Annotated in this window: 21 protein-coding genes; 2 read left to right on the plus strand and 19 right to left on the minus strand. The window is 47.0% G+C overall.

Annotated elements, in window-relative coordinates; genetic code table 11:
• Window positions 1–5 precede the first annotated feature (5 nt).
• Window positions 6–818 (plus strand): hypothetical protein, encoded by an 813-nt coding sequence (locus BUB86_RS10650; RefSeq protein ID WP_073209309.1) that lies wholly within the window; start codon window positions 6–8, stop codon window positions 816–818.
• Here the strand turns inward: BUB86_RS10650 and BUB86_RS10655 are convergent.
• Window positions 783–1,679 (minus strand): glycoside hydrolase family 25 protein, encoded by an 897-nt coding sequence (locus tag BUB86_RS10655; protein WP_254795150.1) that lies wholly within the window; start codon window positions 1,677–1,679, stop codon window positions 783–785. The genes BUB86_RS10650 and BUB86_RS10655 overlap by 36 nt on opposite strands.
• Window positions 1,680–1,843: 164 nt before the next feature.
• Between BUB86_RS10655 and BUB86_RS10660 the strand changes: the two genes are divergently transcribed.
• Entirely contained in the window at window positions 1,844–3,133 is a 1,290-nt protein-coding gene (locus BUB86_RS10660; protein ID WP_073209311.1) for a clostripain-related cysteine peptidase, read from the plus strand.
• Between the two features lie 14 nt (window positions 3,134–3,147).
• On the opposite strand, the gene BUB86_RS10665 is transcribed toward BUB86_RS10660, so the two are convergent.
• The 18 genes from BUB86_RS10665 to map form a co-directional block, all read right to left on the minus strand.
• Window positions 3,148–4,386: an S-adenosylmethionine:tRNA ribosyltransferase-isomerase gene (locus tag BUB86_RS10665; RefSeq protein WP_073209313.1), complete on the minus strand. Its 1,239-nt coding sequence runs from the start codon at window positions 4,384–4,386 to the stop codon at window positions 3,148–3,150.
• Entirely contained in the window at window positions 4,383–5,075 is a 693-nt protein-coding gene (locus tag BUB86_RS10670) for a phosphatase PAP2 family protein (RefSeq protein ID WP_073209315.1), read from the minus strand. The genes BUB86_RS10665 and BUB86_RS10670 overlap by 4 nt, the downstream gene beginning before the upstream one ends.
• Complete coding sequence (locus tag BUB86_RS10675) at window positions 5,072–7,645, minus strand: BatD family protein (protein ID WP_073209317.1); 2,574 nt, start codon at window positions 7,643–7,645, stop codon at window positions 5,072–5,074. The genes BUB86_RS10670 and BUB86_RS10675 overlap by 4 nt, the downstream gene beginning before the upstream one ends.
• Window positions 7,645–9,351: a vWA domain-containing protein gene (locus BUB86_RS10680; protein WP_073209319.1), complete on the minus strand. Its 1,707-nt coding sequence runs from the start codon at window positions 9,349–9,351 to the stop codon at window positions 7,645–7,647. The genes BUB86_RS10675 and BUB86_RS10680 overlap by 1 nt, the downstream gene beginning before the upstream one ends.
• 2 nt (window positions 9,352–9,353) lie before the next feature.
• Window positions 9,354–10,352: a vWA domain-containing protein gene (locus BUB86_RS10685; protein ID WP_073209321.1), complete on the minus strand. Its 999-nt coding sequence runs from the start codon at window positions 10,350–10,352 to the stop codon at window positions 9,354–9,356.
• Between the two features lie 10 nt (window positions 10,353–10,362).
• Window positions 10,363–11,430, minus strand: coding sequence for a BatD family protein (locus BUB86_RS10690; RefSeq protein WP_073209323.1), 1,068 nt, complete (start codon window positions 11,428–11,430; stop codon window positions 10,363–10,365).
• Window positions 11,430–12,299, minus strand: a complete 870-nt coding sequence (locus BUB86_RS10695; RefSeq protein ID WP_073209325.1) for a DUF58 domain-containing protein — start codon at window positions 12,297–12,299, stop codon at window positions 11,430–11,432. The genes BUB86_RS10690 and BUB86_RS10695 overlap by 1 nt, the downstream gene beginning before the upstream one ends.
• Complete coding sequence (locus BUB86_RS10700) at window positions 12,299–13,294, minus strand: AAA family ATPase (RefSeq protein ID WP_073209327.1); 996 nt, start codon at window positions 13,292–13,294, stop codon at window positions 12,299–12,301. The genes BUB86_RS10695 and BUB86_RS10700 overlap by 1 nt, the downstream gene beginning before the upstream one ends.
• A 143-nt stretch (window positions 13,295–13,437) precedes the next feature.
• Complete coding sequence (locus BUB86_RS17860) at window positions 13,438–15,597, minus strand: HU family DNA-binding protein (protein WP_073209329.1); 2,160 nt, start codon at window positions 15,595–15,597, stop codon at window positions 13,438–13,440.
• On the minus strand, window positions 15,597–15,884 hold the full coding sequence (locus tag BUB86_RS10710; RefSeq protein WP_073209332.1) for an HU family DNA-binding protein: 288 nt from the start codon (window positions 15,882–15,884) through the stop codon (window positions 15,597–15,599). The genes BUB86_RS17860 and BUB86_RS10710 overlap by 1 nt, the downstream gene beginning before the upstream one ends.
• Complete coding sequence (rimO, locus tag BUB86_RS10715) at window positions 15,874–17,187, minus strand: 30S ribosomal protein S12 methylthiotransferase RimO (protein WP_073209334.1); 1,314 nt, start codon at window positions 17,185–17,187, stop codon at window positions 15,874–15,876. Before rimO ends, BUB86_RS10710 begins: the two co-directional genes overlap by 11 nt.
• The gene (gene ftsY / locus BUB86_RS10720) at window positions 17,180–18,133 is read right to left on the minus strand and encodes a signal recognition particle-docking protein FtsY (RefSeq protein ID WP_073209336.1); all 954 of its coding nucleotides are present in this window, start codon (window positions 18,131–18,133) and stop codon (window positions 17,180–17,182) included. Before ftsY ends, rimO begins: the two co-directional genes overlap by 8 nt.
• A 104-nt stretch (window positions 18,134–18,237) precedes the next feature.
• Window positions 18,238–18,396, minus strand: a complete 159-nt coding sequence (locus tag BUB86_RS10725; RefSeq protein WP_006950479.1) for a DUF4295 domain-containing protein — start codon at window positions 18,394–18,396, stop codon at window positions 18,238–18,240.
• Between the two features lie 13 nt (window positions 18,397–18,409).
• Window positions 18,410–18,601 carry a 50S ribosomal protein L33 gene (gene rpmG, locus BUB86_RS10730; protein ID WP_028903476.1) on the minus strand — a complete coding sequence of 64 codons (192 nt, stop codon included), beginning with the start codon at window positions 18,599–18,601 and terminating at the stop codon, window positions 18,410–18,412.
• A gap of 4 nt (window positions 18,602–18,605) precedes the next feature.
• Window positions 18,606–18,869 carry a 50S ribosomal protein L28 gene (gene rpmB / locus BUB86_RS10735; RefSeq protein WP_013063140.1) on the minus strand — a complete coding sequence of 88 codons (264 nt, stop codon included), beginning with the start codon at window positions 18,867–18,869 and terminating at the stop codon, window positions 18,606–18,608.
• A 118-nt stretch (window positions 18,870–18,987) separates the two neighbouring features.
• Window positions 18,988–19,503, minus strand: a complete 516-nt coding sequence (locus BUB86_RS10740) for a CinA family protein (RefSeq protein ID WP_073209338.1) — start codon at window positions 19,501–19,503, stop codon at window positions 18,988–18,990.
• A gap of 14 nt (window positions 19,504–19,517) precedes the next feature.
• A complete protein-coding gene (gene tsaD, locus BUB86_RS10745; RefSeq protein ID WP_073209340.1) occupies window positions 19,518–20,543 on the minus strand; it encodes a tRNA (adenosine(37)-N6)-threonylcarbamoyltransferase complex transferase subunit TsaD in 1,026 nt (341 codons plus the stop codon).
• 1 nt (window position 20,544) lies between these two features.
• Window positions 20,545–21,411 carry a type I methionyl aminopeptidase gene (gene map, locus BUB86_RS10750; protein WP_073209343.1) on the minus strand — a complete coding sequence of 289 codons (867 nt, stop codon included), beginning with the start codon at window positions 21,409–21,411 and terminating at the stop codon, window positions 20,545–20,547.
• Between the last annotated feature and the right edge of the window lie 693 nt (window positions 21,412–22,104).

Consider the following 22,104-nt stretch of genomic DNA (forward strand, 5'->3'; position numbering starts at 1 on the left):
AGACAATGAACATTATACAGCGCAACTTCTTTAAACTCATAAAATGCGGCGTGTATGGCACTGCCGAGGAACTTGAGCCCATGAGTGTACACAAGTGGAACAAGCTGTACCAGATGGGCCAACTGCACAACGTGAATCCCTTTGTTTATCAGGGATTGTTGAAATGCCGTGAGCAGTTCAACCTCCACCTGCTGCCACAACAATGGAAGCAATGGGAACAGGCCCACTTCCTGCAGCAACAGGATGCCGACGACGAAGAACTATTGCGCCCCTATAAGCTAACCAATCCTATTATCAATCGACAGCTACAGGCTATACTCGACGATGAACAGAGCGACATCAATACGCGTCGTATGCTCATCCAGATTATCCGCATAGCCCGCCACATACTGAACTGGGGACTCCCCTTACGCCTGCTGATAGATCTTGGCGTAAATCTGCGCGACAATACGGAGAAAGTAAACTACGACGTTCTTATCAATTGGTTAGAACGCCTTAGATTCACCCAGATGGCGCAGTTAGAGGGTGCCTTGCTGGTAGAGTTGTTTGGTTTTAAGTTTGAAGATATTCCATTTGCAGGTACCGATACCGACAAGAAGGCAAACATAGTGGCTCGAGAGCTAGCCGAATATACCAGCCAACATCAGGACTTCTACTTCTCGCAATCGCCCGACAGTATCTTTGTACATGCCAGTGGAGGCAGCGCACTTATCAGCCACATACGCCGATCAGCACGCTACATGCGCTTTATTCCGAGCGAAGCATTCACTAATTTCTTTGCTTCATTTGCCCATTCGCTTACGCACATCGAAGAATGACACCTGTTTCTCCAATCGGCGTACGTGATTGAACCTGATATCCCGTAACCCGTGATTGTTCATAAACCGGCTCTTGTCTACATTGCCACGCACTCCAGTAATGCGTCCATGACTGGTGTACTGCCACATGGTGATGTCGCGTCCATCAGCCAGCTCAGGCTCTTCGTCGGTGTACATAGCAATCATGAGTTTATAGTCGTCTATCTGCCCTATCAGGTGGCGGTTATAGAAATTGCGGAAGGTGTAGATGAGCGGGCGCTGATGATATGCCTCTTCAACCAAGTCGAGAAAAGACTTGAGTGAGTCACAGAATTCCTCATTAGACAAGCCGCCAGTGGTCTCTACATCAATCATTGGTATCAAGTCCTGCTCGCCTGGTCGGCACTGCATCATAAAGTTCTCCAGTTGGGTGATTGCAGGTGTTTTGGGGCGAAAATAATGATATGAGCCAACCTTTAGTCCATGACGATGTGCCATCTCAATGTTTCGCTCGTACTGGGCATCGATACGATCACCACCCTCAGTAGCCTTCAGATACACATAGGCCATCTTCGTATTCTCGCCTACTGTTTCCCAGAACACCTCGCCCTGATAGTGACTCAGGTCGATACCGTGCACATGGTCGCAGGTATCTTCACACTGAAGGAAGGGGTCGTACGTAGGATCGTTAAGGAATCGCGGGTCAGACAGTTTGTAGGCAAAGTCGTGTATCGTAGGTTTGTAGGTACTGATCTTCTTCCCTTTACGCCCCTTCGACTTACCTTTCACTCCCTTTCTAGTCCTTTCAACACGGTGTTTCGAGTGCGATTTGTTATACTTTCTACGTTGTGCATTTATATCTGTTGCACCAGCAAAAATCATCACTAATGCCAGCAAGAAATATAGTCGTTTCATTTATTTTCCTTAATTATAGGGTGCAAAATTACAAAAAAATATGAATTATGCGCTTGGCTTGCCGCTTTTTTTTAGAAAAAGAACCACGAATTATGATTTATTTCTTACCTTTGCCGCAAATTTCGACTAATATGTACAGATTCATTATATTATCCATATCACTACTACTACTTGTAGCATGTCACGAGAAAGACGATCCAGAACCACCTGTAACCATAGCGGAGCGTACCGTTTTGGTGTATATGTCGGGCGAGAACAACCTTACTTACGACTCTAGCGATGCAGGTTCATATCTGGAAGACGATCTTGATGAGATACTTGAGGGCTCGAATCAGCTAAACAGCAAACAGCACCTGATATGCTTTATCGACAGTGTGGGTACTACCAACTACCCACATATTGTTGAGATATCCAACGGCAAGACCGAGGTGGTATATCGATACGATACCGAGTTTTACGCTAGCGATCCCGACCGTATGAAAGAGGTTATAACGTGGGTCATGAACAAGTATCCAGCCAAAGAATATGGTTTAGTGCTATGGGGGCACGCCACAGGATGGGCAGTAGAAGCCGATACCGTGGCAGCTACGGCTAAAACCCGCCAAGCTACACGTGCCTACGGACAGGATAGAGGTTGGGATTTGACAGGAGACGATAAAAATGTAGAGAAGTGGATGAACATCACCCAAATGGCTAGCGCACTCGAACAACTGCCCAACAAGTTTAAATTTATCTTTGCCGACTGCTGCTGCATGGGGTGCGTGGAGTGCGCCTACGAGTTGCGCAATTCGGCCGACTATTATATAGCATCACCTGCAGAGATTCCAGGTGAGGGAGCACCCTATCAACTGATAGTGCCCAAGCTATTCTCTACCAGCAGCAATTACTATAAGGAAATAGCGCAATGCTACTATGACTATCTGATAGAGGCCTACCAACAGCCCGATTACTCAGAATGGCCCTATCTTAAAGGCTATAGTGTACCAATGGCAGTGTTCGACCTCAGTAAGATGGATAACCTGGCAGCAGCTACTAAAAAGCTGATGGCAACGTTTATGCCACAATATCCAGAAGAGCTAAACCTGAATGGCCATCCATTCTACTTTGCTTTTGACACCCCTGTGATGTATGATGTCAAAAGCGTATTCAGCCAGTACGCTGCAGAAGCCGATTATCGTGAATGGCTGCAAACCTATAATGCTGCAGTGCCCTTCCAGATAGTATCCAAACAATGGATGACTGGCTACAATGCGATTTATAATGGATTCAGCTATTTCCCCAAAGATGAAGACCAATGGGGCTGCTCAAGCATGTTCTTCCCACAAGCCAGATACAACAACTATAGCCGCTATCGCTACAACCAACGCATCCACAATCTACAGTGGTATCAGGCTGTAGATTGGGCTAGCTATGGTTGGTAAGATTCTGTCGACTGCTATGGAATAAGTAGTGAAGAATCGCCATAGCTCAAGAAGCGGAAATCGTTGGCAAGGGCGTAATCATAGATTTTGTGCCAGTCGCCTTTGACAAAGGCGCTTACCAGAAGCAGCAACGTGGACTGTGGCTGGTGGAAGTTGGTTACCAGCATTTTTACAATGTGATACTGATAGCCCGGCGCAATGATAATCTGGGTGCTTGAGTGCAGCACCTCTATTCCATGTTTATCCATCCAGTTACCCAGTGCTGTTAATGATTCAACAGTAGAGATATCTCTCACCTCTCCCCTCTCATCTCTCACCTCTGAATACGGCTCCCACTGGTTTACATGAAGTTCGTCTTCGGAAGCATCGGGGTTATTCATCACCTTTAAGCCCATATAGTAAAGACTCTCAAGAGTGCGAACGCTAGTGGTACCTACAGCAATAGCGCAACCATCGTGAGAAATGAGCTTGCGGATAGTATCGCGGCGAACGGAAATATACTCAGTATGCATCTCGTGGCCCTGAATCTCCTCACTCTTAACAGGTTTAAAAGTACCGGCACCTACATGCAGGGTAAGCTCTTCGCGCTCAATGCCATGAGCATCGACAGCAGCAAGAACCTCAGGTGTGAAATGCAGACCTGCCGTAGGAGCGGCTACACTACCCTTGATCTTACTGTAAACAGTTTGATAGGTGGTTTTATCGCTCTCCTGAGTTTCGCGGTTCAGGTATGGCGGGATGGGCAGCTCGCCCATAGCATCGATAATCTCGGCAAAAGAGAAACCACCAGTCCACTCGAAATCAATCTGATGGCTGGTGCCGTGGATAGGTCCGCGAGTAGCCGAAACAACTACCTGCTGGCCCTTAATCTCGATTTCGCGACGCAAGGTGCCTTCCTTCCACTTCTTCAGATTACCCACCAGACAGTACCACGAGCACTTCTCAGAGGTCTGGAACATCAGTTCATAATCGGAAGGAATAGCTGGCTCCAGCAGGAACACCTCGATGAGGGCACCTGTATCCTTGCGGAAATGCATACGAGCCTGAATGACCTTGGTGTTGTTAAACACCATGAGAGCCTCCTTGGGCAGGTACTCAGGCAGATTATAGAACACATCATGGCTTACCTGCCCCTTGCGATAGACAAGGAGCTTAGAATGATCGCGCTGGGCGATAGGAAACTTAGCAATACGCTCATCAGGCAGCGGATAGTTATAATCGCTGATACGGATATGTCGTGGATCGGAAATCATAAAATACAAACTTTAATAAAAACAAATGTTAATGTGAATACAAAAATAGCTACAGGCCAGTTACAATCCTGACGGCGGTAGCATGTACTGGTGTACTGTGCGGGGTTTAGATTACGAGGCGTATACATGCCGCGGGTTAATCGGCGATAAAGGAAATAGACACCCGTGGCAACGGTGAAACCCCAGATAAGGCCTACAAGGATGTCGCCAGGGAAGTGGACACCAAGATACAATCGGGTCCAACAATTGACTAGTGACCAACAAACCAGCATAACAGAAAGTCGCCGACTGCGTGCCAGCCAACAGAAGAAGGTGGCAATGCTCATGGTGTTGCTGGCATGGGCTGAGAAGAAACCATATTTGCCACCGCGATAACCATCAACAATGTCGACCAGTGTGCCAATCTCAGGATCATGAGTAGGACGCCAACGAGCCACCAAAGGTTTGATGATACCATCGTCGACAGCCCCGGCCAGCAGATAACACAGGGCTACTCCACACAGCACATAGAGCAGGCGGCGGAAGTTATCGTTGTTCTTCATAACCATATAGAACAGGGCCAGATAGAGCGGAATCCATGTGGCACCATGGGTGAGCGAGCTGGCCAGACGGTCGAGGAACAGCGAATCGCTGCCATTAACAGCCAACAACAGCTGGCGATCAACATCCTGTAATACCTCTAATATCATATCAACTCTATCTTCTTACTTTCAATCCATCCTTTCTTGCCATCGGCCAGTCGGATCTCGCGCCAATTCTTCATCGAGCCATCGGTGATGACCACCTTGGTTCCCTCGTGAAGAATAAAGAGGTCGGTGCCGTTCTGGGCAGGCGTACTCTTAACGGTTACAGATGGAGCCACCACAATAGCCCCCTGGCGATAGAGCAGCTGCTGGCGCTGTTGCCAGGCAAAGAAATTGCTGAGCACAAAGAGCAGCAACAAAGCGGCACCACCAAAGAAGCCCACCTTCTGCATCCATACACGGGCTGAGAAGAGGTAGACTAGGAACAGCACAATGACCAGCGCCAGCGAAATGAGAGCAGTACGTCCCCACCCGTCGACACTCTTGATGTTAACCAAAGAGCGATACCAGGTAACGAAGAACATCTCGCTTTCGGGCACAATCTTATCAATAGTCTTACTGCGGGCTATCTGCAGGTTGAAGCGGATATCGCCATCACCAGGTGAGAGCAGCAAGGCACGTTCGTAATTGAGTACGGCACGAGTGATATTCTCCGTGCGGTAGTAAGCGTTACCCAGATTATAATAGATCTCGGCTGAAACACCCTGCTTGAGCAGAGCCTCATAGCCCTTGATAGCCTCCTGATAGTTGCCGTTAACATAGGCGCTATCTGCAGCAGCCTTAGTGGCGGCATGAGCTGCCAAAGGCAGCAGGAAGAGCAAGAGTAAGCTAGCATATCTAGCATTGCCAGCCTTGCTGGCGCGACTAGATTTCTTCATCGCCTCTTCAATCTTCTCGATGGCCAGCATGGCCTTATCGTAAACCTTATTCATATTTCCCTTTGGATCGCCTGGTGCGTAGCGCTCGAACTCGCACTCATCGAGTGCGCCAATGAACTTATCGATGATAGACTGATGCACGCCACGTTCGGCCAGCTTAGAGCTGATGTTATCGTGCGACAGCTGAGCTACAGGGATGTTGAGCTTATCGCCCACATAACCCCACAGGGCACGCAACACCTCATCGTAGAACTCACCAGGCTTGTTCTCTGTCATCAGACGAGCAGCCTTCTTAAGGCGCTTGGTAGCGACCTTATTGGCCTTCTTACCACGCATGGCGGTAACGTTGGCATTGTCGATGGCACGCTGACGGAAGATAACAAACAGCGTGATGAACACCAGTACCAGAGCTGCAATGGTAATCCAGTATGCCGACGAAGCGAAGAAGAAATCGCCCGTGAGATGCTGATCGACATCGCCTGTCTTGATGTATCGGATATCCTTATTCAGTTCCTCCAACTCCTCCTGGTTTGAGAAATCACTAACCGACGAAGCACCTGAGCCCTTAGCAACATCAAGATGGAAGGCCTCGGTCTTCACCGTCTCATAGCGCTTGGTGGTGGTATCAAAATAGGTGAACTCTACAGGAGGAATATCGTACTGACCCTGATGACGGGGCACAATCAGCATATCGTAAATCTTAGAGCCCTCGATGCCAGCAGTAGTCAGCTTGGTTTGATCGGTTACCTTAGGCTCGTACTTATCAAAGTCCTTAGGCAGCGTAACCACAGGCTGCTTGATGAGTTTCAGGTTGCCAGTACCACTCACGATGATACGCAGGGTAATGGGATCGTTGGCCTTTGTCTCGGTCTTGTCAATCTGACCTGAGATATTGAACTTACCTACTCCACCCGAGAATGAGGCTGGGCGCTGTGGCAGCGGATCGACCTGAATCTCAATGCCTGGAGCCTCGATCTTCTTCTTGACCTCAACATAACCGGATCCACCATTAAAGAATGCCTCGAAAGGATCGACGCTACGATTTTGCTGGATGACGATTCCTTCAAAGGTAATGGCAGGAATCTGCAGTTTACCTGTAGTCTGCGGGAACATGACATACTGACTCCATGTACAAGTGCGGTATGGACGTCCGTTAACCGTTTCGATAGAGAACGACTTCTGCTGCGGCAAATCGACCTCCTGTGTGTAGAAGCTCTTCAGATCGGGCATATCGCCACGAAGCTGCGACAGCTGAACCAGCGTGTAAACCTTATAGGTAAGAAGAATAGGCTCCTGCTCGTAAACACGCTTCTTGTTGGCACTCACCTTGATAAAGAGGTCGCTACCAGATATGCGACTACCCATCTCGCGCATCTCCTCGGCCTCGCCACCACCGCTTGAGCGGGAACCAGAGCCGGCAGAGCCCGACACCTTGATAGTGAGCGAGTTAGAGGCAATCTTCTTGCCATCGACAACGACGTGGGCGGCAGGAATAGTAAACGTGCCTCCCTTGGTTGCCGCTACTATATAAGTATAGGTAATAGACGACGACTGACTGGTGTGGCCGTTAATCATCTGATAGCTTGACTGCATAGAACGGTTTGGACCTATCAGCACTTCAAGCTCAGATGGGATATTGCCTGCACGGAAGTCGGTTACATTCTGCGTGTTCACGGTATATGATAGTCGAAACTGCTCGCCCACAGCAACATGCGATGGTGCAGATGTTGTAAGCGTTTGAGCCACAGCAAAAGCCGTGGTCATGACCATTGTTATTAGTATCGCTATTCGTTTCATTACCAATTCTTTAATACATTACGACGTTGCGGCTGTTGCGGCTGTTTCTTCATCTTGTCCTGCGTCATCTTCTCATTCTGGATGGCTGCATTCAACAGCTGCTCAGCATTATCCTTACTCATCTGAGGTTTCTGCTGCTCCTGCTGCTTGTCGTCTTTCTTGTCTTTATCTTTATTCTGATCCTTATTCTGATCTTTCTTATCGTCCTTGTTCTGCTTGTCGTCCTTATTCTGCTGGTTCTGCTTGTTCTTGTCGTCCTGCTTCTTCTTCAGGTGTTTGCAGAGTACCAGATTATAACGAGTCTCATCGTCGTTAGGATTAAGTCGAAGCGAATTCTTATAGGCCTCGATAGCCTCATCGTACATCTTATGTGTCTGACAGATGACACCCATGTTATGATAAGCTGCCGACTTGCGCAGAGGATTGGTCTCCATACGTGCCGACTGCTCAAACTGCTGGACGGCAGCCGAATCCTTCTTCTGAGCCATCAGCGCATTACCCAGATTGAATGATGCCTGAGGGTTCTTGGGGTTCTTCTCGACAGCCTTGCGATAGGATACCTCGGCTTTGGCAAAATCGCCCACACGGAACTGCTTGTTACCCTCGCGGATATACTGACGATCGGTCTGAGCGCTGGCTGTCAGCGCTACCAACAGCAGCGCTACAGTAGCAGCAGCCTTCTTCTTGGAGCCAAACAGCGAGAGGCGCTTGAGCAGAGGGTTGCGGCGATCAAAGATACATATCTCGAGTATCAGCATCAACAGAGCCAGGATGGCTACTGCCTGGAACTGCTCGTCGAACTCGCTATAGACGGTGCTGGTAGTCTCTTTCTTTGCTAACTTATCGAGTTCGTTATCAAGTTGATCCTGAGCTGCGCTGTTGTTCTCGACATGGATATAGGCACCACCACCGGCCTGAGCCACCTGACGACACATATCCTCATTGAGTGCCGACATAACAGTATTGCCAGTATTATCCTTCATATAATCGCCTGTGCCAGGAATGGGGATTGGCGCACCATTAGGCGAACCTACACCAAGCACATAGACACGCATACCAGCATCCTTAGCTGCCTTGGCAGCCTCGAGTGCCCCACCCTCGTGGTCCTCACCATCGGTAATCACGATGATAGCCTTGCCTATGCCTTCCTCCTGGGTAAAACTATGTGTTGCCATATCGATGGCACGAGCTATATCAGTGCCCTGGGTTGCCATCATCGAGGGATCGATACTAGAGAGGAACATCTTAGCCGACACGTAATCGCTGGTGATAGGCAACTGCACAAAGGCATCGCCGGCAAACACAATAAGACCTATCTTATCGTTGGTAAAATGGTCGACCAGATTCTCAACCATCATCTTACTGCGATCCAGACGACTTGGCGTAATATCTTCGGCCAGCATAGAGTTACTGATATCCATAGCAATAATGGTCTCAATACCCACACGCTTCTCGTTATTGATCTTTGTGCCGAACTGTGGACGAGCCAACATGACAATCAACAACGCCAAAGCACCCTGAAGAATCCAGAACTTGACCGATGGGCGGAAACGCGACACATCGGGCATCAGCTGGCGCAGCAGCTTGGGGTCGCCAAACTTGCGCAGACGCTTCTTCTGATTGCGATACGTCAGGAAACGGATGAGCGCCAATACAGGTATCAGCGCCAAGAGATAGAGATATATAGGGTCTGCAAATCTGAACATAATTACGGTATCCTCCTAAATATAGTTACACGCAGCAGAATTTCGAGCAGCAACGCCAGAACGGCAATAAGTGCAAAAGGCTGATAGGCCTCGTAGCGCTTAGAGAAGGTCTTGACATTGAGTTTGCTCTTTTCCAACTGGTCGATTTCCTTATAGATGTTACGAAGTTCCTTGGTATTAGTGGCGCGATAGAAATCGCCCTCGGTAGCGCTGGCAATCTCGCTCAACGTCTTGGTGTCAATCTCAACAGGAATGTTGACGTACTGCACACCGCCTGCCACAGGCATGGGGTAAGGTGCAATCTTATTGGTACCAACACCAATGGTGTAGACACGGATGCCCAAACTCTTGGCAATCTCGGCAGCAGTAGATGGCGAGATGTCGCCACGGTTGTTACTACCATCGGTAAGCAGGATGACCACCTTGCTCTTAGCCTTGGAATCCTTGAGACGGCTCACGGCATTGGCAAGACCCATACCGATAGCAGTACCATCCTCAATGAGTCCGCGGGCTGCGATATCGGTACGCACATTCTGCAAGAGATTAAGCAACGAGCCATGATCGGTAGTCATTGGGCACTGGGTGAACGATTCGCCGGCAAAAATCACCAGTCCGATATTATCATTGGGGCGACCAGCTACAAACTCAGCGGCAACCTGCTTGGCAGCCTCGATACGGTTAGGCTTGAGATCTTCGGCCAGCATACTGGTTGATACGTCCATAGCCAGCATGATATCAATACCCTCGACGGTCTTGCTATCCCAAGAGTTCTGGGTCTGAGGGCGCGCCAGCACCAACACAATCATGACAAATACCAGCAGTCGGAGTAGCATGGAAAGCGGCATGAGCGCTACCTTCCAGCTTCGAGGCGCATAACGGAAGGCGAAGGTATCGCTCATCCGCAGCGTGGGCTCGGTTTTCTTTCTGTACATCACATACCATATTAAATAAGGTATGATGAGCAGAAGCAACAGCAGATATTCTTTATTGGCAAATTCCATTTGTTCTTATTTAATTCAATAACTGATAAAGGGTGTAGACCACATAGCCGAACAGACCTGCACATACCACAGAGATAATGGTGATGAACGACTTGAGCAATCGACGTGACTTCTGTGTACGCTGATCCTCTTCAGAGAGTTGCGGTTTAACCGTTTCTTCAACAGGCTGGTTCTCCAGCTTGGTCTGATTGATAAAGTCGATAGCACTTACCAAGTTCTTATCGTTCTCGTTAATCAGCGTAGAGTACTTAGCAAACTTAACCAGATCGGCTGTCATAAACAGCTCGCGCAACTCGTCGAGAGCCTTCTGATCCTGTGAGGCGGTGAGTCGCTCAATAATCTCGCTACTGGTCATCTCCATAGCGCTGAATCCGTAGCGCTCCTCGATATACTTACGCAAGGTATCTGTAAGCTTGGTGTAGTACTCCTTCGAGTTCTCGGACGATACCATCTTATCGGCCTTAATCTGCTCAATCTCCTGCATAGCCTTCTGATGAGGCAACAGGCGCTTAACAATACGGATATGAGTGATGATGGGCTTGTTGTCGCGCAGGCGCAAGTAGAGGTAATAGCACAAAGCCACGAGTACCAGCATCAGCACGCTGAGCCAGAAAGGCAAACTCCACTCACTCCAGAGGAACGGATTGTCCTGCACATCCTTAGGACCGAAGAACTGATCGATCTTGGTAGTATCAACATCGATAGTGAGCACCTTGAGTGCCAGACTCTTACTCTTATACTGCTTGCCATCAACCTTTACCGTCATAGGAGGGAGATAGTAGAGCGTATCATCGAACGAGGTCAGCGTGTAGACCATCGAACGAGCTTCAAAGCCATCGGCAGCCTCCTTTTTCTCCTCCTGACAAGCTAACACCTCAACACCAGGCGTCATCATCTGAGTGGGCTGAAACTGGGGAAGCTCGACCTTAGCCGAAGGCTTCACAGTAGTAGTCAATCGGAGATGTGTCTGCTGGCCGACAAAGATCTGAATCGAATCAATCTCAGCCTCGACAGATACTTGTGCCGAAGAGATCAAAGTGCTGGTTATGAGCGATATAAGAAGAAATATTCTTTTCATTAGTTACGCTTTTTAAATAGCAGTAGCAGCGATTTCACAAAGTCCTCATTGGTGGCTATGCTCACACTATCTACATTGCTCTTATTAAAAGTTTCCTGCAACTGAGCCTGACGGGTAAGCCAATACTTATTATATGCCTGGCGCAGTTTCTTGGAACTAGTATCAACATACTGCTCGTAGCCAGTCTCGGCATCTACTACCTTCATCAAGCCTACATCGGGCAACTCACGGGCACGCTGGTCGTAGACCTGTATGGCTACCACATCGTGCTTGCGATTGGCAATCTGCAACGACTGCAGGAAATCGCCACGTACATAGAAGTCGCTAAGAATAAAGGCTGTGGTGCGACGCTTCTGGACACTCGACAAGAATTCGATGGCCTGCTTCACATCGGTGCGGGTTGACTCGGGCTTGAAGTCGAGCATCTCGCGGATGATGTAAAGAATATGCTTGCGGCCCTTCTTAGGTGGGATATATTTCTCGATCTTATCCGAGAAAAAGACAACACCAATCTTATCGTTGTTCTGGATGGCGCTGAAGGCAAGGGTGGCAGCAATCTCTGTCACCATGTCGCGCTTCATCTGCTTCTGGGTTCCGAAATCGAGCGAACCACTGACGTCGATAAGCAGCATCACCGTCATCTCACGCTCTTCTTCGAACACCTTGACATAAGGACGATGGAAACGAGCAGTCACATTCCAGTCGATATCACGAACATCATCGCCGAACTGATACTCGCGCACCTCGCTGAAGGCCATACCCCTACCCTTGAAGGCAGAGTGGTACTGACCAGCAAAGATGTTTGAGCTCAAGCCACGGGTCTTGATCTCGATCTTTCGGACTTTCTTTATGATCTCAGAGGTTTCCATCAGGGCACTTCAACCTTATTGATAATCTTTGAAACAATCTCCTCGCTAGTGATGTTGCTGGCTTCAGCCTCGTAGGTAAGACCGATACGATGACGCAATACATCATGAGCCACAGCACGTACATCCTCAGGAACAACATATCCACGACGCTTGATGAATGCATAAGCACGGGCAGCCTTAGCCAGATTGATGCTGGCACGAGGAGAGCCTCCGAACGAAATCATATCCTTAAGATCCTTCAGTCCGTAACGCTCAGGATAGCGGGTTGCAAACACGATGTCGGCAATATACTGTTCGATCTTCTCGTCGATATATACCTCGCGAACCACGCTACGAGCCTTTAGAATCTCGTCGGCTGTAGTAACAGGTGATACCTGAGGCATCTCGCCTGTAATATTTTCGCGGATAATCTTCTTCTCTTCTTCAAGCGTAGGATAATCGATAACGACCTTCAGCATGAAACGGTCGACCTGTGCCTCAGGCAGTGGGTAGGTACCTTCCTGCTCTATTGGGTTCTGGGTGGCCATCACCAAGAATGGATTTGGCAAGCTGAATGTCTGACTACCAATGGTTACCTGTTTTTCCTGCATAGCCTCGAGCAAGGCACTCTGTACCTTTGCTGGGGCACGGTTAATTTCATCGGCCAATACGAAGTTGGCAAATACAGGGCCCATCTTTACTTGGAACTTCTCATCTTTCTGCGAGTAGATCATGGTACCAATCACGTCGGCAGGGAGAAGGTCGGGGGTAAACTGGATACGACTATATTTTGAGTCGATCAACTGCGAAAGGGTTTTAATAGCCAATGTCTTTGCCAGACCAGGAACACCTTCCAACAGGATATGTCCATCACTCAACAAACCAATCAAAAGTGAATCAACCAAATGCTTCTGACCCACGATAACGCGGTCCATTCCACTAACAAGATTTGTTACAAATGCGCTTTGTTGTTCAATCCGAATATTCAACTCTCGGATGTCAATAGCTTCTGCCATAATATTTTCTCTTTATAAGTTTTCTAAATTTGAATGCAAAAATAGTTGTTTTAAAAGACTTTGCCACTATTTATCTGTCTAAATAATATTAAAAAAGTTTCCCAAAACCTAAGTTTTAAGAAACTTTTTCATTATTTGCTGATTTAGTTGGCTGTTGCCGCCTTCTTTTTCTTCTTCAACTCCAATTTTGGAATTTTGATTTCCTGGCCAACTTTCAATGGAGTAGAAGCCTTGATATTGTTGAACACCTCAAGATAGCACTCCATGTCTGGTCCCAAGTAACGGCGTGAAATCTTTACAAGATCCTCACCTTCTTTCACCTTAACAGTCTTATCTGTACCTACGATTCGATAGGCTCCAAGACGCACTCTTACATCCATCGCATCGTACTTATTCTGTGCTGCTTTCGTTTTAGCATCAGCCTCTGCTTTGGCCTTAGCTTCAGCGGCTGCTTTTTCAGCGGCAGCTCTAGCATCTGCCTCGGCTTTTGCTTTGGCAGCGGCCTCAGCTTTTGCTTCCTTTTCTTGAGGTTCTGCTACAGGCTCTTCTACAGGTGCAACTTCTTCGGGAGCCTCTTCTGCCTTAGGTTCAGGTGCTTCAATTTTAGAGACATCAACTTTCTGCACATTCACAACTGAAGCCTCCTCAGCAGGAGCCACCAGTTTGGTATATGGGTAGTAACTACCAAGCAGATAACCACCAGCTAAACCTATCAAACATGCAATTAAAGCAAACAACCATTTCAAGCCGCCAGACTTCTTCGTATTTTCCGACTCGAAGACATCGTCGTCAGTATCTTCTGGTTCATCAGCCATCTCAGGTTCATCTGATATCTCTGATACTGCAACCGTCTTTGGTTCAGCTACGCTTTCTGACTCAACAGGTTCGTAAATATCTGCTACCTTTTCAGCTTTATCGTTCGCACCAAAGAAAGCATTCAGCTCGTCATCAGCACTCATCTTTGGCTTTTCAACCTCAGGTTCTGGGGTATATACAGGCTCGGGCTCTGGAGCCACAATTGGTTCTGGCTCAGGAACATACACTGGTTCGGGCTCAATAATCGGCTCGGGTTCAGGAGCAACTATTGGCTCTGGCTCAGGAACATATACCGGTTTTGGCTCAGGAGCAACTATGGGCTCAGGAGCAACTATGGGCTCAGGAATAATGGGCTCAGGAGTCGGCTCAACTATTGGTTCCGGAGCCACTACTGGCTCGGGCTGTACTACTGGCTCTGGCTGTACTACTGGCTCTGGCTGTACTACTGGCTCTGGCTGTGCGACTGGCGCGGGTTTATTCGATTTGACAGTCTGGAACTTGCTAAGAATCGACTGCAAATTAGATGTAGCAGGTTGAGGAGTTTCAACCTTAGGCTCTGGAGCAGCAACTGGCTCAGGAGCAGCAACTGGCTCTGGCTCTACAACTGACTCTTCAGCCTTTGGAGCAACATAAGGTTCTATGACCCACTCTGGTATATCCTCATCAGCAATTTCTTCCAAAACCTTTGGCTCAGGAGTAACTACGGGCTCTGGTGTTACAACTGGTTCTGGAACAACAACTGGTTCTGGAACAACAACTGGTTCAGGAGCAACAATTGGCTCTGGAACATCTTCGATTTCTGGACGAACTGTATTCTCAGGACGGACAGTAGCCTCTGGTCTGAAGGTCGTCTCAAGCTCATCGTTGATATCATCATCTTCGAACTCGTCCTCAAATTCATCCTCTGGTTCATCCTCTGGCTCATCTTCCTCCTCGGGCACTGTTGGCTCTGGTTCTACCACAGGCTCATCAACGCCACCGAAATCAACAAGTGGCATTGCCGAGTGATCATCCTCAACAACAGGCTCTGGCTCGGGTTCAACCATAGGTTCTGGCTCAACGATGGGCTCAGGTTCTACTACGGGTTCGGGCTCAACAACTGGTTCAGAGTCAATCTCTGGCTCTGGGGCATCAGTAGTAGTGGTATCAACATCTTCAAAGTCAACACCATCATTAAGAACCACGGTCTCAAACTGAGAGAAAGGCTTATTCACCAGTTCTTTGAGTAAAGCATCAGGCGCATAAGTAATCTTTCCGTGCCCTTCAATAAGAACACGTTCGCCTGTATTTACATTTACACTTTCGCGGTCTTCAACATCAATAATCTTGAATGTACCAAGGCCTTTAACCTTAACGAGTTTATCTGATTCAAGTCGCTGCTGAACGATATCAAACATGGCGCTAACAAACAAACTTGCATCGCGCCTGTTCATCTTTTTACGCTCTATCAGCACATTGGCCAGCTCTTGTATTGAAATCTTTCCCATTACTCAGCTCCTCCATTCTTTACACGTTCTTTCCAACTAACATTAGGCTTAAAGGTGAGCACCAACTTTGGTGGCACCAGCATACGCTGCCCTGTAGAAGGATTAACCATGATTCGTTCCATTTTCTTTTTTACCTCGAATGTACCGAAAGTAGGAATAAGCACTGAGTCATCATCTTGGAAATGATCTCCCATTGCCTCAACAACACAATTCACAAACTGCTGGGTTTCATCGGTAGAATACCCTGTGCGTTGTGCCAATTCTGCGATAAAGTCTTTATTGTTCATATGTTTTAATGATTGTGGTTCCGTATATATCAAACTCTTCTGAATCTGTAATCAGAACATCATAGAATTCGCCTATTTTAAGATTAGCTTCCGAAGCAGGAATCAGTACCTCTGGGTCTACCTCAGGCGAGCAGAACTCCGTACGGCCGATATAATAATCGCCCTCAAGACGGTCGATAATTACCTTCAGCACCTTTCCCATCTTTTCGGCTTCAAGTTCCGTACTGATATTCTGTTGAATACGCATAATCTTATCAAGTCGCGACTGCTTAACATCTTCAGGAACATCGTCCTCAAAGTTGTCAGCCGAATAAGTTCCCTCTTCCTCCGAATAGGCAAATGCTCCCATACGCTCAAAACGAGCCCATTTCACAAACTCCTTGAGTTCCTCAAAATCTTCATCTGTCTCACCTGGGAAGCCAACCATCAGGGTTGTGCGTATATGGATACCTGGCACCTCCTCACGCAAACGCTTAACCAACTCATAGGTTTCTTCCTTCGAAACGTGGCGACGCATACGGGTAAGCATATTATCAGAAATATGCTGCAGGGCAATATCCAGATACTTACAAACGTTTTTCTTCTCGCGAATCACGCGAAGCAGATCCCAAGGGAAATGTGTGGGATATACATAATGCAAGCGAATCCACTCTACTCCTGGAATATCAGCCATCTGTTCGATAAGCTCGGCAATATGCTGTTTGCCATCAAGGTCTACTCCATAATATGTAAGCTCCTGAGCTATGACATTAAACTCTTTTGTGCCCTGACTTACAAGATATCGAACCTCGTCGAGTATCTCTTGCATGGGACGACTCTGATGCTTACCTGTAATCAGAGGTATAGCACAATAAGCGCAATGACGATCGCATCCCTCACTAATCTTGATATATGCATAGTGACGCGGTGTTGTAATATGACGCTTACCTTCGCAGGCATTGAAATCCTCACCTTTCAGATCCTTTAACAGCTGCTTATAATTAAACTTTCCATACCATCCATCAACCTCAGGAATCTCACGTTCCAAATCGGCAAGATAGCGTTCAGAGAGGCACCCCATTACGAAAAGCTTCTCTATCCTACCTTCGGTCTTGGCCTGGGCAAACTCCAGGATGGTATTGATACTCTCTTCCTTAGCGTCGTTAATGAAACCACAAGTATTAACTACAACTATCTCACCCTGAGGATCATCGCTATCGTGAGTACACTTAAAGCCATTAGCCTCCATCAAGCCCATCAGTGTCTCGCTGTCAACAAGGTTTTTTGAGCATCCGAGTGATATAAAATCTATAGTCTTACTCATTGAACAACGAATCTACAAACTGACGCTTATTAAACAACTGAAGATCTGTCATACCCTCACCCAGTCCGATGTATTTTACGGGAACCTTAAGCTGGTCGGAGATACCGATAACAACACCACCCTTAGCGGTACCATCAAGCTTGGTGATAGCTAGAGATGTAATCTGGGTAACAGCAGCAAACTGCTTAGCCTGCTCGAAAGCGTTCTGACCGGTAGAGCCATCAAGCACCAGCATCACCTCATCGGGTGCCTCGGGCAGCACCTTCTTCATAACATCCTTAATCTTCTTGAGCTCATTCATCAAGCCCACCTTATTATGCAGGCGTCCGGCTGTATCAATCAACACAACATCGGCGCCATTAGCCTTTGCACTTGAAAGGGTATCGAAAGCCACGCTGGCAGGATCGCTACCCATCTGCTGCTTGATAACGGGAACACCTACTCTTTCACCCCAGATACACAACTGCTCTACAGCAGCAGCGCGGAAGGTATCAGCAGCACCAAGGTAAACCTTCTTACCAGCCTGCTTAAACTGCCAGGCCAGTTTGCCGATGGTAGTAGTCTTACCAACACCATTAACACCCACCACAAGGATTACATATGGTTTATGATCTGAAGGAAGATCCCAGTTCTCGTTATCTTCCGAATTATTCTCAGCTAACAAATTAGCGATCTCATCACGGAGAATGGAATTCAGTTCTGATGTACTTACATACTTATCGCGAGCCACGCGCTCCTCTATTCGCTCGATAATCTTCAAGGTAGTATCAACACCAACATCACTGGTGATGAGAACCTCTTCAAGATTATCCAATACATCATCATCTACCTTCGATTTTCCAGCTACAGCACGAGCCAGTTTATCGAACACACTCGTCTTGGTTTTCTCCAAACCCTTGTCGAGTGTCTCCTTCTTATCCTTACTAAAAAATCCAAATAAACCCATATTGCAATATTTACGAGTGCAAAGATAGGAATAATTTGCGATACAGCCAAAAAAAGAGGCCGCAAATTTCTTTGCGACCTCTCATTTTATATAATAAACGGGGATTAGTTCTTAAAGAAGTCCTTAACTGCCTCGTTAGGAACCATCTGCTCATCGAAGATGTAAGCACCAGTCTTTGGGCTCTTAACCATCTTGATTACCTTTGTGTAAGCGCGACCATCCTTTGAGCCTTCGTGGAGGGTAGCGACGGTTTTCTTTGCCATACTTCAGTCCGTATTATTTAATCTCCTTGTGAAGAGTCATCTTCTTCAGGATTGGGTTATACTTCATCAGCTCCATACGCTCAGGCGTATTCTTACGATTCTTTGTAGTCACATAGCGGCTTGTGCCGGGCATACCACTATTCTTGTGCTCTGTGCACTCCAGGATTACCTGGACGCGATTACCTTTTGCTTTCTTACTTGCCATGATCTTAATCTCCTATCACTTTAATGTCCTTCCAGTCTACAAAACCTTTGGCAACAGCCTGCTTCAAGGCAGCATCCAGACCCACTTTGTTGATCATACGAAGACCAGCAGCGCTAATCTTCAACTGAATCCAGCAACCCTCCTCTACATAGTAGAACTTCTTGCTGAAAAGGTTAACGTCAAAGCTTCTCTTAGTACGGTGCTTTGAGTGAGACACATTGCAACCTATCTGTGCCTTCTTTCCTGTAATTTGACAAATCTTAGACATTTCTATCTACTTTTTACTTGTGATTTACACTTACTTATTCCAAACAGCGTGCAAAATTACACAATTTTATTGAGATTCAGATAATTACACGACTGGAAAACAAAATAATTAATATTTTTTAACCTTCTCGGGTAGGTCTTGGGGCATCTTCCTCCTTTAGGAAACCCAAAAACAGCTCCATAGCGCGATTGGTGGCAATAGCCAAATTGATGTCGCGACCGTGGTCTTCATCAACCTTCAAAGTTACCACTTTGTCAGGTCGTCCACATGCCAACCAAATGGTACCAACAGGTATATCTTTTGTACCTCCAGTAGGACCAGCGAAACCTGTTGCTGCGATAGCGTAATCGGTATTCAGAGCCTTACATGCTCCCTTCACCATTGCGATTGCAACTTCCTCACACACAGCGGTTTTCTCTTCGAGCAGATCGTGATCAACGCCCAGAAGATTCTCCTTAACCTCATTGATATATGAGATGATTCCACCTTTGAAATACTTAGACGCACCAGGTACAGCAATGATAGCCTCAGCAATGCGTCCACCAGTACAACTTTCGGCGGTACTAACTGTCTTTTCAGTTTCCCAGAGGATTTCACTTACCTCTCTACTTGTAATCTTACTTTCAAAATCCATATTTAGTTTTTTAATTATTTGAATGTCACTTTTGAGAATGCAGGCGCATCGATAGAGCAGAACTCCTGATCCTGATACTTATAATAGCCCACAATACCAATCATAGCTGCATTATCAGTAGTATAGCTGAACTTAGGAATATAGATAGTCCAACCATAACGCTTTTCAGCATCGTAGAAGGCATTACGGAGTCCGTTGTTGGCACTAACGCCACCTGCAACGGCAACATGCTTGATACCCGTCTGCTTAACAGCTTTCTTGAGTTTCTTCATCAGGATATCTACAATCGTCCACTCAAGCGATGCTGCGATATCTTCCTTATGCTTCTCGATGAAGTCAGGATCCTCGGCCACCCATTTCTGCATGGAATAGAGAAACGAAGTTTTCAAACCAGAGAAGCTATAGTCCAGTCCAGGGATGTTCGGCTCGGCAAACTGGAAAGCCTTGGGATTTCCCTGACGAGCCAGGCGGTCGATGATAGGACCACCAGGATAGCCTAAGCCCATCACCTTCGAGCACTTGTCGATAGCCTCACCTGCAGCATCGTCGATAGTCTGACCCAGCACCTCCATATCGTTATAGGCATTCACTTTGACTATCTGTGAGTTACCACCTGATACCAACAAGCAAAGGAATGGCAATGGGGGCTGATGATTATCATCTTCAGACTCCTTGATGAAATGCGCCATCACATGTCCCTGCAGATGGTTAACATCTATCATAGGTATTCCAAGAGAGCGAGCAAAACCTTTGGCAAAACTAACACCAACAAGGAGCGATCCCATCAAACCAGGACCACGTGTAAAGGCAATAGCCGTCAGATCTTCCTTGGTTATTCCAGCCTTCTTAATAGCCTGATCAACAACAGGAACCACATTCTGCTGGTGAGCTCTCGATGCTAACTCGGGCACTACCCCACCGTAAGCCTCGTGTACAGCCTGCGAAGCCGTTACATTCGATAGCAGGATACCATTCTTGAGTACTGCTGCCGAAGTATCATCGCACGAGCTTTCTATACCTAATATATATATATCCTTCATATTAGTAAGTCAGAATTTCAACTCCGTGTTCTGTCATAACCAATGTATGTTCCCACTGAGCACTTGGAAGTTCGTCCTCGGTAATCACCTCCCATCCGTATGGATCGTCGGCATCGATAAACACCTTCCATGTTCCCATATTAATCATAGGTTCGATGGTGAACACCATACCAGGAACCAGCAGCATACCTGTGCCGCGATGTCCATAGTGCTCCACATCGGGTTCCTCGTGGAATTTCAGTCCTACGCCGTGTCCGGCCAGATCGCGAACGATACCATAGCCGTATTTCTTGCAGTGTTTCTCGATGGCATGACCGATATCGCCCACAAAGCTATAAGGCTTTGCAGCCTCCATGCCGATTTCCAGACACTCCTTAGCTACTCGAACCAGTTGTTCCTTCTCAGGCGATGTCTTGCCGATAATGAACATACGGCTGGCATCAGCATAGTAGCCATCAAGAATAGTGGTGAAGTCGACATTGATGATATCACCCTCTTCGAGCACATCTTCTTCCTTGGGGATACCATGACACACCACCTCATTGATGGAGGTACAGACCGACATGGGGAAGCCTTCGTAATTAAGACATGCTGGTATAGCGCCGTTCTCCTCGCACACCTTGCGACATATCTGGTCAATCTCAAGTGTGTTCATTCCGGCATGAATCTCATTGGCCACTGCGTCGAGTACAGCGGTATTTACAACACCCGCCTTGCGGATGCCTTCTATCTGTTCTGGGGTTTTAATCAATTCACGTGTTGGCACCAATTTGCCTTTGTTTTCCCAATACATGATGGTTTTGTCCATCTCTGCGGGCTCCTGACCTGGCAGGCAATGCCATCTTCTCTTCTTCTTAAATGCGCTCATCTCTATCTTCTATTCAAATAAAAAACAGCGGACTTTACAAAATCCGGTGCAAAGGTACTGCAAAAATCTGAGTTAACGCAAAGTTTCGGTATTTATTTTCATATTTTGCCTGTTTCATGGTTCATCCGAGATCACAAAGGGTCACAAACCATCATCTCTTCAAAAGCAAAACAAGTTGTTTTGGTGTTGTGATGATAGGTGATGCTTTTACAAAATTTCATATAGTAGAAAGGACTTAAGAAAAGCTTTTGAAAGTTTTTTTTGTTCAGACCACCCCTAACCCCTCCCGCTCGGCTTTCTTGCCTTGCAAGATTCTGCGCAAACTTCCAAATATTGAATAGGGAAAATAGGACATTTTAACAATATGGTTTCGTAATTACCTTGAGACAACAGGGATACTTCTTGGCCGTGGCCAAGACTCTATATTATATCAATATAGTTTGTTTTTGTCTTTTTCCTTTGCAGTTCTACTGATTTTGTTGTATCTTTGCAGCCATTAAGGGAAGTCTTTGGTGCTATCCACCAGTTTTGTACTATCTCGTGTGGCTGTGTCTCGAGGCTCAGCCACTTTTGTTAGAAATCCCTTGTCTCATCGTATTCCTCCCCGCTTTTCCAAAGTGAGTATATAAGTAGCAGCATCTTACGCATAATAGCCGTAACACCTATCATTTTGCTGTCAGGATGCTTATCACA

The organism is Xylanibacter ruminicola, assembly GCF_900142525.1.
Classification (GTDB): Bacteria; Bacteroidota; Bacteroidia; order Bacteroidales; family Bacteroidaceae; genus Prevotella; species Prevotella ruminicola_A.

Bases quoted from the DNA above. Each gene is read 5' to 3' on its own strand.
- BUB86_RS10725 (WP_006950479.1), bottom strand. From the start codon at position 18,396: ATGGCAAAGAAAACCGTCGCTACCCTCCACGAAGGCTCAAAGGATGGT.
- rimO (WP_073209334.1), bottom strand. From the start codon at position 17,187: ATGAGTAAGACTATAGATTTTATATCACTCGGATGCTCAAAAAACCTT.
- BUB86_RS10675 (WP_073209317.1), bottom strand. From the start codon at position 7,645: ATGAAACGAATAGCGATACTAATAACAATGGTCATGACCACGGCTTTT.
- BUB86_RS10700 (WP_073209327.1), bottom strand. From the start codon at position 13,294: ATGGCAGAAGCTATTGACATCCGAGAGTTGAATATTCGGATTGAACAA.
- tsaD (WP_073209340.1), bottom strand. From the start codon at position 20,543: ATGAAGGATATATATATATTAGGTATAGAAAGCTCGTGCGATGATACT.
- map (WP_073209343.1), bottom strand. From the start codon at position 21,411: ATGAGCGCATTTAAGAAGAAGAGAAGATGGCATTGCCTGCCAGGTCAG.
- BUB86_RS10685 (WP_073209321.1), bottom strand. From the start codon at position 10,352: ATGGAATTTGCCAATAAAGAATATCTGCTGTTGCTTCTGCTCATCATA.
- rpmB (WP_013063140.1), bottom strand. From the start codon at position 18,869: ATGTCTAAGATTTGTCAAATTACAGGAAAGAAGGCACAGATAGGTTGC.
- BUB86_RS17860 (WP_073209329.1), bottom strand. From the start codon at position 15,597: ATGGGAAAGATTTCAATACAAGAGCTGGCCAATGTGCTGATAGAGCGT.
- BUB86_RS10660 (WP_073209311.1), top strand. From the start codon at position 1,844: ATGTACAGATTCATTATATTATCCATATCACTACTACTACTTGTAGCA.
- BUB86_RS10665 (WP_073209313.1), bottom strand. From the start codon at position 4,386: ATGATTTCCGATCCACGACATATCCGTATCAGCGATTATAACTATCCG.
- BUB86_RS10695 (WP_073209325.1), bottom strand. From the start codon at position 12,299: ATGGAAACCTCTGAGATCATAAAGAAAGTCCGAAAGATCGAGATCAAG.
- BUB86_RS10655 (WP_254795150.1), bottom strand. From the start codon at position 1,679: ATGATTTTTGCTGGTGCAACAGATATAAATGCACAACGTAGAAAGTAT.
- ftsY (WP_073209336.1), bottom strand. From the start codon at position 18,133: ATGGGTTTATTTGGATTTTTTAGTAAGGATAAGAAGGAGACACTCGAC.
- BUB86_RS10740 (WP_073209338.1), bottom strand. From the start codon at position 19,503: ATGGATTTTGAAAGTAAGATTACAAGTAGAGAGGTAAGTGAAATCCTC.
- BUB86_RS10670 (WP_073209315.1), bottom strand. From the start codon at position 5,075: ATGATATTAGAGGTATTACAGGATGTTGATCGCCAGCTGTTGTTGGCT.
- BUB86_RS10690 (WP_073209323.1), bottom strand. From the start codon at position 11,430: ATGAAAAGAATATTTCTTCTTATATCGCTCATAACCAGCACTTTGATC.
- BUB86_RS10680 (WP_073209319.1), bottom strand. From the start codon at position 9,351: ATGTTCAGATTTGCAGACCCTATATATCTCTATCTCTTGGCGCTGATA.
- rpmG (WP_028903476.1), bottom strand. From the start codon at position 18,601: ATGGCAAGTAAGAAAGCAAAAGGTAATCGCGTCCAGGTAATCCTGGAG.
- BUB86_RS10710 (WP_073209332.1), bottom strand. From the start codon at position 15,884: ATGAACAATAAAGACTTTATCGCAGAATTGGCACAACGCACAGGGTAT.
- BUB86_RS10650 (WP_073209309.1), top strand. From the start codon at position 6: ATGAACATTATACAGCGCAACTTCTTTAAACTCATAAAATGCGGCGTG.